The organism is Phyllobacterium sp. 628 (assembly GCF_014189505.1).
Taxonomy (GTDB): Bacteria; Pseudomonadota; Alphaproteobacteria; order Rhizobiales; family Rhizobiaceae; genus Phyllobacterium.
The window spans coordinates 49,762-62,427 of record NZ_CP050303.1 but is presented as its reverse complement, the minus strand read 5'-3'; the positions used below and the strand labels follow the sequence as shown (position 1 = coordinate 62,427).

9 protein-coding genes and 1 pseudogene are annotated in these 12,666 nt (G+C 51.6%); 5 read left to right on the top strand and 5 right to left on the bottom strand.

Annotation, left to right across the window (positions count from 1 at the left end; genetic code table 11):
* Positions 1-59 precede the first annotated feature (59 nt).
* Both HB779_RS22925 and HB779_RS22920 read left to right on the top strand, forming a co-directional pair.
* Entirely contained in the window at positions 60-4,853 is a 4,794-nt protein-coding gene (locus HB779_RS22925; RefSeq protein WP_188346704.1) for an autotransporter outer membrane beta-barrel domain-containing protein, read from the top strand.
* Positions 4,854-4,983: 130 nt separating this feature from the next.
* Complete coding sequence (locus HB779_RS22920; protein ID WP_188346703.1) at positions 4,984-6,099, top strand: branched-chain amino acid ABC transporter substrate-binding protein; 1,116 nt, start codon at positions 4,984-4,986, stop codon at positions 6,097-6,099.
* 168 nt (positions 6,100-6,267) lie between these two features.
* On the opposite strand, the gene HB779_RS22915 is transcribed toward HB779_RS22920, so the two are convergent.
* Entirely contained in the window at positions 6,268-6,669 is a 402-nt protein-coding gene (locus HB779_RS22915) for a hypothetical protein (protein WP_188346702.1), read from the bottom strand.
* Between the two features lie 473 nt (positions 6,670-7,142).
* On the opposite strand from HB779_RS22915, the gene HB779_RS22910 reads away from it, so the two are divergent.
* The gene (locus tag HB779_RS22910; protein ID WP_371823968.1) at positions 7,143-7,892 is read left to right on the top strand and encodes a transporter substrate-binding domain-containing protein; all 750 of its coding nucleotides are present in this window, start codon (positions 7,143-7,145) and stop codon (positions 7,890-7,892) included.
* 132 nt (positions 7,893-8,024) lie between these two features.
* Positions 8,025-8,192 (top strand): annotated as a pseudogene (locus HB779_RS22905) (IS6 family transposase); the annotation flags it as partial.
* A gap of 302 nt (positions 8,193-8,494) precedes the next feature.
* On the opposite strand, the gene HB779_RS22900 reads toward HB779_RS22905, so the two are convergent.
* A complete protein-coding gene (locus tag HB779_RS22900) occupies positions 8,495-8,794 on the bottom strand; it encodes a winged helix-turn-helix transcriptional regulator (protein ID WP_371823967.1) in 300 nt (99 codons plus the stop codon).
* 429 nt (positions 8,795-9,223) lie between these two features.
* Between HB779_RS22900 and HB779_RS22895 the strand changes: the two genes are divergently transcribed.
* Positions 9,224-10,369 (top strand): hypothetical protein, encoded by a 1,146-nt coding sequence (locus HB779_RS22895; protein WP_188346699.1) that lies wholly within the window; start codon positions 9,224-9,226, stop codon positions 10,367-10,369.
* Positions 10,370-10,412: 43 nt separating this feature from the next.
* On the opposite strand, the gene HB779_RS22890 is transcribed toward HB779_RS22895, so the two are convergent.
* The 3 genes from HB779_RS22890 to HB779_RS22880 all read right to left on the bottom strand — a co-directional run bounded on the left by HB779_RS22890 (position 10,413) and on the right by HB779_RS22880 (position 12,655).
* Positions 10,413-11,033: a GntR family transcriptional regulator gene (locus tag HB779_RS22890; RefSeq protein ID WP_195808850.1), complete on the bottom strand. Its 621-nt coding sequence runs from the start codon at positions 11,031-11,033 to the stop codon at positions 10,413-10,415.
* Positions 11,026-11,295 carry a hypothetical protein gene (locus HB779_RS22885; protein ID WP_188346698.1) on the bottom strand — a complete coding sequence of 90 codons (270 nt, stop codon included), beginning with the start codon at positions 11,293-11,295 and terminating at the stop codon, positions 11,026-11,028. Before HB779_RS22885 ends, HB779_RS22890 begins: the two co-directional genes overlap by 8 nt.
* A 61-nt stretch (positions 11,296-11,356) precedes the next feature.
* Entirely contained in the window at positions 11,357-12,655 is a 1,299-nt protein-coding gene (locus HB779_RS22880; protein ID WP_188346697.1) for a mechanosensitive ion channel family protein, read from the bottom strand.
* Positions 12,656-12,666: the final 11 nt, after the last annotated feature.

The following is a 12,666-nucleotide window of genomic DNA, read 5'->3' as shown; positions in this document are numbered from 1 at the left end:
GCACCACTGGCAAGACAATGAATGCGAGGCCGATTGGTCATCCGCCTCAAGAAAGATGAATGAAGATGGATAAGACACTGAAGAACCGGCTGCTGCTGACAACGGCCATGATTGGAACAGCACTGTTCAGCTATGGCCGGGGTGCCTACGCCGCCTGTACAGTGACAACAGGAAATATGTACACCTGTTCGGGTGCCAATACGACCGGACAGGAAATCTCTGCACCCGATGCGAATGTCACCACAGCACCGGGATTCAGCGTGCTCACGAATGATGCGGCGGCGGTGAAGATCAGTGGCAATGGAGACCTCGTTTATACAGACACGAATGCCGGATCTTTAGAGTCAACAAATAATGGTGGTGTCGGCACTGGCTTGTTTGTTCAATCCAATTCGCCCGCTTCGACGCAAGGCTCGGTAACGATCAACACCAATGGCAATATCAAAGGTGTGTATAGCGGAATCCATACGGCCAATAGTGGCACCGGCAGCACCAGCATCACCGCGACTGGCGATATAACAGCAACAAATGGTGTCGGCATTGGTGCCTTTAATTCAGCAGGTAGTGGCCTGACCATCAATGCGGTCAACGTCACTGGTAGCAATACTGCTATTCGTGCGGTGAATAGCGGCACTGGTGGAGTGATCATCAACACAACAGGTGATGTGATCGGTGGGGTTGCCGGAATATATGTTCTTAACTCCGCGCACGACTTGATAATCAATTCCGGCAAGGTGAGCAGTGGTGGAGATGGTATTTACGCTTCAAATTTGGGCGGCAACACGAAGATCACAACGACTGGCGACGTCAGCGGTGCAACCAACGGCATTCGCGCTTTTAACGGCGGCACCGGTGATACTACAATTGTGGCAACCGGCGGCGTGGTCGGAGGGGGCGATGGTATTTCGGGCCGCAATGCATTAAGCGCCCACGACCTGACCATCCGTGCAGCAAACGTTGCAGGTTACGATACCGGCATCCGTGCGTATAATGCCGGAACGGGAAGCACGACCATTGTGGCTACCGGGAATGTAACTGCTTCGTTGAATACAGGTATTAGAGCCGAAGATCTTTCGGACGGCACAGGTGCCCTCACAATTCAAGCCAATGGCGTAAAGGGTAGAAATTACGGCATTTTTGTCTTTCATCGGGCTGCCGGAGAATTAAACATTACCGCCACAGGTGATGTGGAGGGGGAAAAAGGCTCCGGTATAGTCGTAGACAATTCGCAAAATGCCACCGATCTGAAGATCACAGCTGCCAAAGTCACGGGTGATAATTACGGTATCGTCGCTAAAAACTTTGGTACGGGCGATGCAAACATCACGACGACGGGTGATGTGCAAGGAGGCAAAGACGGCATTAACGTCCTCAACGGGTCACCCGCTCGCAATCTGACCATCAACTCAGCAAAAGTCAGTGGCGGTAGTTACGGCATCTTTGCTATAAACCGAGGCACTGCGGACACGGCAATCACAGCGACCGGAGATGTGACCGGGTTATCACAAGCTGGCATCGGCGCGTACAATGACACAACCGCGAGAAACTTGAATATCACGGCCACCAATGTCAACGGTTCTGGTTACGGAATCTCTGCTCGGAATGCCGGCACGGGAGACACAACGATCACCGCGTCCGGCGATGTGGTCGGAGGGGGCGATGGTATTTCGGGCCGCAATGCATTAAGCGCCCACGACCTGACCATCCGTGCAGCAAACGTTGCAGGTAACGATACCGGCATCCGTGCGTATAATGCCGGAACGGGAAGCACGACCATTGTTGCTACCGGGAATGTAACCGCCTTGTCGGGCAAAGGTATTAGAGCCGAAGATCTTTCGGACGGCACAGGTGCCCTCACAATTCAAGCCAATGGCGTAAAGGGTGGGAAGTACGGTATTTTTGTCTTTCATCGGGCTGCCGGAGAATTAAACATTACCGCCACAGGTGATGTACAGGGGGAAAAAGGCTTCGGAATTTTCGCAAATAGTTCGCAAAATGCCACTGATCTTAAGGTCAATGCCGTTAAGGTCACGGGTGGTGCTTACGGTATCTACGCTAGAAACTTTGGCACGGGCGATACGAACATCACGACGACGGGTGATGTGCAAGGAGGCAAGAATGGCACTGATGTGAGTAATGCGGCCAGTGCGGGAAATATGACGGTCGAGGCTACCAATATTTCTGGCGGTTTTGCTGGTGTTCATGCTGAAAACGGCGGCGTTGGTGATACCCGTATCACTACTACTGGCCATGTTACAGGTGCCACAAGCAATGGCGTTCAAGCCTACAATGGTGGGGGTACAAGAAATTTAATTATCAATGCAGCCAGCGTCACAGGCGGTTATGATGGCATCCAAGCCAAAAACAACGGTATGGGCGACACCAGCATCGCTTCGACCGGAGATGTGGCTGGCGCAGGCCATGTTGGTATTTATGCGCTCAACAGTATCCATGCGAAAAATCTGACAATCACTTCAGCCAAAGTTACGGGTGGTGTTTATGGCATCTCTGTTCAAAACATTGGAACCGGTTCAACCAGTATTTCGTCCACTGGCGATGTGACGGCACAGACGAAGGCGGGTATCCGGGCCACCAATGAAGATTCCGCTGGTGATCTCAATATCAGTGCAACGAATGTCAAAGGTGGCACGCAGGGTATTCTTTCGACCAATCGGGGTGCGGGTAATACCACGATAGCTGTGACCGGTGATATCAATGGCGGCGTCTATGGGGGTATTTATGCGCTTAACGCGCATAATGCCGTCAATCTTGATATCAAAGCGCATAATGTGAGCGGTGGTACTGAAGGGGTCTATGCCGTCAATTATGGTTCAGGCGATGCGAAGATCACCACAACGGGCGATGTGATCGGCACCGGATCAAAGGGACTGGCTATTTTCAATGCCTTCAGCAGCCAGAATGCAATCATTGACGCAGAAGGATCCACGCGGGGTACAACCGCTATCGGGATCAGAAATGATGGTTCCGGAGGCAGCACCATCGTCAATAATGGCGATGCCGTAGGAACAACGAAATCCGGTATCGACGCTTTCAACTCAGGCCGCACAAAAGGCAATATTGATATCACGATCGGATCATTGGGCTCGGTGCGCGGTGCGCTGAGTGGTATTCAGGTACAGAACGAAGGCTCCGGTGGCACATTCATCACTAACAATGGCCTGATCAGCAATCTGAATGGAGCTTCGACAGGTCTGGCGATTGCAGTCACCGGCAAGGCACCTGTCACCATCACCAATACCGGAGTAATCACCGGCACAATTGACCTCTCCGGCGGCAAATATCCAACCAATGCCGACAGCACGTTCAACAACAATGGTACGTGGAACACGGCCAGCGGTACCAACGAATTCGGCGGTGGCAATGACACGCTGATTAACACCAGTGCCAAGACATTGATCGCCGCCAGCAATGCGGCGATTGCCGAGCTGACACAGTTCAATGGACTGGAGACTTTCATTAACCGGGCACCGGGCGTTCTCACGCTTGCCGATGGCGGCACGGGCGACGTCACACGTTTTTCCGGCAATTTTGCCGGCGAGGGCGGCTCGGTGCGGCTTGATGCGAAGCTCGGTGGCGATAATTCCGCAACCGACATGATTGTGGTTGGCGGCAACGTCTCGGGCAGCTCGCTTCTGTTCGTCAACAATGTTGGCGGCACCGGTGCCCGCACGCAAAATGGCATCAAGCTGATTGATGTTGCGGGAACATCGACTGCATCGGCTTTCATGCTCGGTGCGCCGGTCGATGCCGGGGCCTATGGCTACCGGGTACTGCAGAAGCCGACCGATCAGGGCTTCTATCTGTCCTCGGTCAATGCGGATGGCAGCACGATCTATTCCTCCGGCGTGCCGATTTATGAGAACCTGCCAAAGGCCATGCAGCTGTTGAACCAGCCGGGGACTTTGCAGCAGCGTGTGGGCAACCGTTACTGGCAGCGTCCGAATGCGGCAGATACGGCCGACGCCAATGCATCGGGTGCAAAGCCGGTGATGGATGGCAATGGTATTTGGGCAAGGATCGAAGGTGCACACAATGTCAGCAAGCCTGACATCTCGACAGCATCAACCCAATTTGATGCGGATACGTGGAAGCTGCAATCGGGAGCTGACTTCCAGCTGGCCGATACGGCTGACGGCCGGCTGATCGGCGGTGTCTTTGCCAGTTACGGTCAGGTCTCGGCCAATATCACATCGCCCTTTGGCGGCGGCAAGATCGACGTGGACGGTTACGGCATTGGTACCAGCCTGACCTGGTATGGCGATACCGGTTTTTATGCCGACGCGCTTGCCCAGTATAGCTGGTTTGACACCAGCCTCGCCTCGAGCCTGCCGGGTGGGCGTGGCACCGATGGAATCGATGGTACCGGCTATGCGCTGTCTATTGAGGCGGGCAAGCGGTTCGAGATGGCCAATGGCTTCATCATTACCCCGCAGGCGCAGCTTATCTATTCCTCCGTCGACTTTGACAGCTTTACCGACAAAGCCAATGCCGCTGTCTCTCTCAAACAGGGCGACAGCTTCCGGGGTCGTCTTGGCATCAATGTCGAGCATCAGGACACATTTGTCTCCAGCAACGGCACGGTGAGCCGGACATCAGTCTATGGCATTGCCAATCTCTATTACGAGTTCCTCAACGGCTCGAAGGTGAGTGTTGCGGGACTGGACTTTGCCAACCGCGATGACCGGCTATGGGGCGGGCTTGGCATCGGTGGTTCCTATAACTGGCACAATGACAAATATTCGCTCTATGGCGAGGCATCCATCAACAGCAGCCTGGAAGGCGCCGGCAGCTATGCCGTAAACGGCAATCTCGGCATGCGCGTGAAGTGGTGAAATCACCACGCGCTTAACTTGATCCCCATCTCATCTACCTGATCAACAGGGAAATGCAGAGGCGGCTCGCTTTGTCTTAAAAAGCTTTGTCAGAGCGAACCGCAATATCCACTTAAAACCGGAGTTCAAAATGAAAATGTCCCTTTTATCGAGCGTTGCAGTTGCAGCAATGCTCGTTTTCAGCAGTCACGCCAATGCCGATATTTTGGTCGGTATCGGAGCTCCACTGACCGGTCCAAATGCTGCCTTTGGTGCACAGATCCAGAAGGGAGCGGAGGCTGCCATTGCTGACATCAATGCCGCCGGTGGTCTCAACGGCGAGAAGATCAAGATTGTGCTGGGCGACGACGCCTCAGATGCCAAGCAGGGTGTTTCGGTTGCCAACAAGTTCGTGGCAGATGGCGTCAAATTCGTCATCGGACACTTTAACTCCGGTGTGTCCATTCCGGCATCGGAGGTCTATTCGGAGAACGGTATAGTTGAAATCACCCCCGCCGCAACCAATCCTGTGTTCACCGAACGCGGCCTATGGAACACATTCCGCACGTGCGGCCGTGACGACCAGCAGGGCGGCATCGCCGGTGAATATATTGCCAAGCACTTCAAGAACGCAAAGATTGCCGTGATTCACGACAAGACGCCTTATGGGCAGGGTCTTGCCGACGAGACGAAGAAAACGCTTGAAGGTAAAGGCATTAAGGCAACCCTCTATGAGGGCGTCAATGTCGGCGACAAGGACTTTTCCGCGCTGATCGCCAAGGCGAAGCAGGCTGGCATTAGCGTCCTTTACTGGGGTGGTCTCCACACGGAGGGTGGCTTGATCATCCGCCAATTGGCCGATCAGGGTCTGAAAGTGACCTTCATTTCCGGCGACGGTATTGCGACGAATGAACTCGCGGCAATTGCTGGTGATGCAGTGGCAGGCACTTTGAATACCTTCGGCCCGGATCCACGTATAAACCCGGCAAACAAGAAGATTGTCGACAAGTTCCGGACCGCGGGCTTTGAACCTGAGGCGTATACGCTTTACGCCTATGCCGCAGCCCAGACACTTGCTGCGGCAGCGACGGCAGCCAAGTCCAATGATCCTGAAACCGTTGCCAAGACACTCAAGGGTAAAGGGTCCTTCAAGACTGTTCTCGGTGCCATCTCCTTCGATAATAAAGGGGATCCGAAATTGCCCGGTTATGTCATGTATGAATGGAAGAAGGGTAAGAACGGCGCTTATACCTACGTCCAGCAGTGATACAGTACCAAATCAAAATGCCCGGCTTAGCAGCTGGGCATTTTCATGTTCAACTTTGTGGTCGAGCCTGCGCACGAATGCATTTCAGCACCGGCCACAGCCACACTACCCGCGTGCTGTGTCCAGTGCTGTCATCATGTTATTTGAAGGAACAGTATATGCTCAAATTTAGTCGTCACACTCGATAGCGTGCATTCTCCATTTCGACCAGCTGGCTGGGTGACTTCTGTCGTATGTGCGACCATCCACCACTTCACCGCTTTCTTCGACATGAGCAGTGTAATCGCCTACAGATCCATTGTCCCAACGGACGGTGAATTTGAGTCTACCGTCACTGTAAAGTGAACCGGACAGATATCCCCCGTTGCCGCTGTATCTTGCTGATGCTTCAATTTGGTCACCTGATTTGTGAACGTCTCTAACTTTTACGAAAGCGCCATTCGCCTGGGTAAGATTGAACGCGTCACCCAGAACCCAGTTCTCACAGGCGAGAGCAGTTCCTGGCAATCCAACAGCGCCCACTGCGGAACAAATGAGTGCTGACTTAATCCACTGAAATGAGATCATCATATTGCCTTCCTGGCTGTTGTCTTGAACGTTGTAACAACAAGCTTTTGGTGTCGAATAGTCGGCATATGACGGAAACGGCGACCCGTTCATTTCAATAATATTGTGCCACGACCTAGGTGCCTGACAACAGACTGACCGAGTGCGATCAAGCCAAAATGGTCGGCATATGCCAACTATGCATGGCAAATTTCTTGCGCCAATAACTGGGGTGGAAAAAGCTCTGTCCCGGTGATCTGGCCGAGCTGAAGCTCTCATGCTGTGCAGTAAATTGCGATATTGATTTCGCACCCATGAGCCGTTCGCGAACCTGTGCCGCCGCAAATGATCCTATCTAACGTTGCTGGCAGCAGGTGCTTTAGACCGTCACTTGAGTTGAGGCAGTGTGATCTCAGCTTCCTTTGACCAAAACACGTTGATTGAGGTTTCTTATGAATTTGCGATCTATCGTTCTGACTGGACTAATTCTCGCTACAATGTCTCTCTCCGCCACAGCAGCTGGTCTGCCCGATCTGGGCGGAAAAACCGTGACAGTTGTAACTGAAAACGCCTATCCGCCCTTGCAGTTTGTCAATCCTAAAAGTGGCAAGGTGGAGGGGTGGGAATATGATGCGATGAACGAGATAGCCAAGCGACTGAATTTCAAGGTTAAGTATCTCAACACAAGTTGGGATGCGATGATTCAGGCCGTTTCCGATGATCAGTATCAAGTTGGGATGGATGGGATCACCATTAATGATGAGCGCAAACAGAAGGTGGACTTTTCCAATCCTTATATGCGCTCCGAACAATTCATGCTGGTTCGAGGCGATGAGAAGCGCTTTTCTGATGCAAAGAGTTTTGGTCAAATCAAAGACGGTCTCGTTGGGGCACAGCCCGGTACAACGAATTTCTACGTAGCGGTCAATAATCTGCTGGATGGGGACGAAAAGAACCCAAGAATCAAGCTCTTTGAAACATTTGGAGCGAGTGTTCAGGCTTTGAAAACAGGCGATGTTGACGTGGTGCTCACCGACAGCACAGCGGGCAAGGGCTATGTTGATGCATCTGGCGGTAAATTGAAGCTCGTGGGCGGGTCTCTCGGCGCGGAAGACTTCGGATTCATCTTTGCAAAAGGCTCGGATATTGTTGGCCCAATCAATACGGCCATTGCGGCACTCAAGTCCGATGGCACACTTGATACCCTGAACAAAAAATGGTTCCTGGACTACAAACTGGGTGAATAGGCGGCGTGCTCGGCCTGTCTTAAATATTTGTCGCCTCGAGTTAGCTTGAGGCGACCTCAAGGATTCTGTTGCAAACTGTTCGTCAAGATGACCGTATTATAAAACTGGCTTTCCATGAGCCGGGATGTTTCGATGTTTAAAGGACGCCATTTTGATAAATCAGTCATCCTGCTCTGCGTTAGATGGTATCTGGCTTATAATTTGAGCCTGCGCAATCTGAAAGAAATGATGGCAGAGCGTGGCATTGAAATGGACCACTCGACCGTGCATCGCTGGATTATCTATTTCAGTCCGAAACTGCAGCCAATATCACACTTGCAGGTATCGAACTCATCCACATGATGCGCAAGCGGCAAGGCATCTTCGCTTCAACAAAAGCCATCTCGCTCAAAGCACAGTTTGCGGCCCTGACGGCATAATAGCGTCTGGCCGTAAGACCCCTTATTACCTGAGTCAAACTTTGCAACACAACCGTATTCTCTCTGCCGATCTTCGTTCTGTTAGAAACGGCGGAACAAACTCAGGCCACTTCCGTTTTGCATCCGTTCTATCCCGCCCCACAAATGCTTATGCTCCCCCTCAGAGCCAGTTCTCCATGGAAATCAACTGTCAGCTGGCGTATCGTCTTTGGCCTTGAGGTTTGCACCCCACGCCGCGGCCCACTCGTTAAGCGGCATGATGAGGCGGACCAATGACTTCCCTTCTTCGCTCAAACCATATCCGCCAGTGTGATGGACTACGATGGCGGCGGCCCGCAGTTCCTTGAGGCGTGTGTTTAGGAGGCTCGGATTTGTTTCAGCGACCGCTTGCAGTTCCCGAAACGTGAGAGGTTGTCCCGCGTGAGCAAGCTCCCACATAACGCGCAAACTCATGCGCCGCCCCAGCAGATCGAGAAGCGCCATAATTGGGCGCCCAGTTTGTGACCCGCGTACGGGTTGGCCGGGTTTGGGAAATTGCATGCTATACTTTTCGTAGCGTTCGAGGTAACGTCATTGCTAAGAAAATCATAGCAGAAGGGCGCGCAAAATGGAACCTCGCATCGTGTCGGCTGATAGCACTTTAGGAAAAGCTGACGGTGTCATCAAAGCACATGCAGTGCCCGTGCCGTCCGACAGCGGGCTGGCTCCACTTTATAAGGGCACGGATCTTCTGGACGCATTCGCGATTCTTGCCGTCTTTGCTCTGCTCGGGAGGATGGGACGGAAGAGCCAAGACCGGTTGACCCGGGCCGTTCACATGTTGCGGGATTCAGCAACGTGTGATTGTACGCCGCCAGACGCATTTGTACGTTTAAGAGCGATGCGACAGTTGGATATCCAGAGGAAGCAGATATGAGTGAACCGACGCTTGCAAATGTCACAGACCTTATTGGTAAAATATACCAAGCCGCATACGACCCCCAATATTGGAAAATAGCCATCGAAGAAATGCGTGAACTGTTTAACAGTTCTGCTGCATGCCTTACAAATCATACAAACGATAAATTGAAAACGTGGGCTTATTCTGCAAATCCGGATGGCGGTTATTTGCAGAAATACGTAGAACAATACACGCTTGCCAATCCGTTGCTTGACTCTCTGTCCACTACGTCTCTCAAGACGGTTTTATACGATGGTAATTTATTCGACATTTCAGAGTTCCGGCGAAGCGAATTTTGGAACGACTGGATGAAGCCTCAAGATATGTATGCGGGCTTGTGCTGCAAAATCCATCAAACGCGTAACAGCATTATGTTTGTCGATGTTCGTAGGGGCTCGAACCAAACTGATTTTGATCAAAAGGACGTGGAGCTATTATCATTGCTCATCCCGCATTTTGAACGTGCCAGCCAAATCAACGACAGAATGATGGTCTTCAATGCGTTGGATAACACATTTTCACGTCTGCCATTCGGTGCAATGCTCGTATCGGCAGATTTGAGGATTCTCGCTATCAACGATCTTGCTCAAGAGTGGATTGATTCCAGCGAGACCGAAATCAAGATCCGCAATGGATTTCTTGCGGCGCGGCCTTCCATTCTTAATCAAATCCAGAATTTGGCGGCCGATGCATGCGGCCTCCATATCAACGGAGTATCGGGTTCGGGAGGGCATTTGGTACTCGAATCTTCAAGCGATTGTGCTCATCCCACCGAATATCTCATTGAAGTTGCCCCGTTGTTCGACGCGCCTTTTCGTGAAACAGCGGGGGAGCGATGTGCGATGGTGATGTTCAAAAAGATGGATATGGGCAATTTGGCGGGATTTGAGGAACATATCCGCTCCATCTTCAAGTTGTCTCGTTCGGAGGCTCGTTTGGCGGTACTGCTTGCAGCTGGCTCTTCGCTCAAAGACGCGGCCTTTCAAGTCGGAGTAAAAAATAGCACGACCCGTACTTATCTCGAACGGTTGTTTCGCAAGACTGGCACCCATCAGCAGAGCCAGCTAGTGGCTTTGCTGAAGAATGTGGCACCAGGACTTCTCAAAAAGGCAGGTTAGATTCTTTGCTCTTCCCGACATCAAAATGAAGAGGGAGAAGTATTTAAGGCTGTTTCCTTGGCTTGCTGTTCAATAGCCATAGCAAGGACAGCGAAAATTCTCGGGTCTGCACATTGAGACACATTGAAACGCATGATCTATAGACGGCGTGAATGCCGCATTCGATTATGCGCCGCGATAGGACTTGGCGCAGTGTTTTCAATCCTAGTGGTGGTGCAAAGTCCATGAGTTGACTGTCGTCAGCGCGTGCGATTGTACGCAAGGCCCGCCGTAGCGCAACTTCGGGCATCCATGATGAGGGAAGCCAGCCGCAACCTGGCTTAAGGACATCATCGCCAGTATTCAGAGATAAATGTGATATCCAGAATGGATCAACAAGGTGATCGAGAGGGGTCTCGATGTCCTTGGAGGGCAGTGACGGCCCGTGACCTGCCACATAAAAACCGGAGCCACGCCGGGATATAATTGTGCCTTCCGCAGCCAGGCGATGATAAGCCTCAACAATTGTCGATTTTGATACGGCCATGCTCGAGGCAAAACTGCGTATGGATGGTAAACGAGCCCCAGGTCCAAGTGTACGACCTGTGATCCGCTGCCGGATTGCATGCATGACCTGATCGACGCGCTTACTGTGCGTATGGTCGGCATCGGCGGTTTCATCCATTTGAAACGCATACCCATTTCAATTTTCTGTCGATATCATAGGGGAACATCACGATAATTTCCATGTCTCCGTCTGCTGCGCTATTCAAACGCTCGTGGGTGGTTTTTGCCTTTGACGGGAGAGCACGCTGAGGAAAATTTACAATTTTGGCAACGCATCCGAGATGTTTGAAATTTAGTGATTTAGGAGCGTAAAGTGCTGCAGCTTTTGACTGCCGCACGTATCCATTAAACGCGATCACATCATTGATGTCGTCGAGCAACACTTTCGTCTTTTGCCGGATAGGAGCATGTGATTGTGGCTGCCAAGATTAATGACCATTGTCACGCGTTAGATTGCGCTTCGTGTTTGTTCCATGAAAATGTATGTCTGCAACACGCAAACTCACCGTCTGCTAATTCTATACCCTTCTTTTTGAACTCCTGGAGCACAGCCTCGTTGATGGCTGAGATGATGCTTATGCGTCCATTGATGGGATCATTGATCCAGAATCGGGCAAGCAGCTTGACATTCTTGTTTTCGATACTGGCGGTGTAGACTTTTGCGGCCGGGTCTTTGAGTATACGTGGTTGCTTTTCCACCGCGTCAAGAAAAATGGCGCGTGCTTTTTCCAGATCGGTGTCTGCTGACAGGGTAATAGGCAACTCCAATCGGACGTTGCTGTCAGACAACGTCTCGTTGACAATGGTGCTGTTGATCAGATTGTCGTTCGATACAAGTACGTCCAAGCCATCCGTCGTATGGATTGTGGTGTAGCGGATTGTCATCTCAGTGACACGGCCGGTAATCTTCTCGCTTACCAGATTGTCTCCCACTCTTACCGAGCGCTCGAACAACAATATCAGGCCACTAATGTAACTTGCGGCAAGCTTCTGCAGGCCGAGACCGACACCGATGCCGAGCGCGCCGCCAAAGGCTGCAAGCGCCGTGAGATTAATACCCGCCAGAGAAACAATAATGAGCGCTGCAATAACCCAAACCGCGACTGAAATGATACGTTCCAGCGCAAGTGCCAGGTTGGGCTGCAAGCCGCTTTTCTTATGCAAGTATCGCTGTGCTGCTTCAGAAGTCCAAATCGTAATGATAAGGATCATGCCTCCAAAAAACAGGATGTTAAAGATCGACAGCGGGCTAATTTTGGAATCGCCGATCTCAAACTCTCCGTCGAAAAAGCTTTTGATAGTCGGATTGGATTGACCAAAGAGATAGAAGAAAATTGTAATCCAGAACAAGATCGAGGAAGCGCGCAAAATCGACCTAAACGGATCACGCGGCTTGAACAGTAACTCGACGAACGCCCCTGCAATGCGGACAACAAGAAATAGGATTAGCGCCCCACCAATCACAAACGTTAATGGATTACCCAGCGTCTGACTGAACACGCGCATTAACCCGAACAAAATAAGGATTGTAAGGACAATCGTGGACAGATAGTCGATCAGAATTCGAATGCGATAATTAATTGGCCATTTGCGCTTCAGGCGGCGGGTGATCGCAAAGGCAATGAAAAACGATGCTGCAACGGCAGAAATTGAGACGAGAGCAAGCAGCGGGGTTTGTTCAAGAACGTCCAGCGCACTACTCGCGAGCGCTGCGATTATGTCAGCCTCATCTTTCTCCATTATAAATCCTG

What these genes read in the sequence shown, in the direction of transcription:
- HB779_RS22925 (WP_188346704.1), top strand. Translation starts at nt 60, where the DNA reads ATGAAGATGGATAAGACACTGAAGAACCGGCTGCTGCTGACAACGGCC.
- HB779_RS22920 (WP_188346703.1), top strand. Translation starts at nt 4,984, where the DNA reads ATGAAAATGTCCCTTTTATCGAGCGTTGCAGTTGCAGCAATGCTCGTT.
- HB779_RS22915 (WP_188346702.1), bottom strand. Translation starts at nt 6,669, where the DNA reads ATGATGATCTCATTTCAGTGGATTAAGTCAGCACTCATTTGTTCCGCA.
- HB779_RS22910 (WP_371823968.1), top strand. Translation starts at nt 7,143, where the DNA reads ATGTCTCTCTCCGCCACAGCAGCTGGTCTGCCCGATCTGGGCGGAAAA.
- HB779_RS22900 (WP_371823967.1), bottom strand. Translation starts at nt 8,794, where the DNA reads ATGGCGCTTCTCGATCTGCTGGGGCGGCGCATGAGTTTGCGCGTTATG.
- HB779_RS22895 (WP_188346699.1), top strand. Translation starts at nt 9,224, where the DNA reads ATGAGTGAACCGACGCTTGCAAATGTCACAGACCTTATTGGTAAAATA.
- HB779_RS22890 (WP_195808850.1), bottom strand. Translation starts at nt 11,033, where the DNA reads ATGGATGAAACCGCCGATGCCGACCATACGCACAGTAAGCGCGTCGAT.
- HB779_RS22880 (WP_188346697.1), bottom strand. Translation starts at nt 12,655, where the DNA reads ATGGAGAAAGATGAGGCTGACATAATCGCAGCGCTCGCGAGTAGTGCG.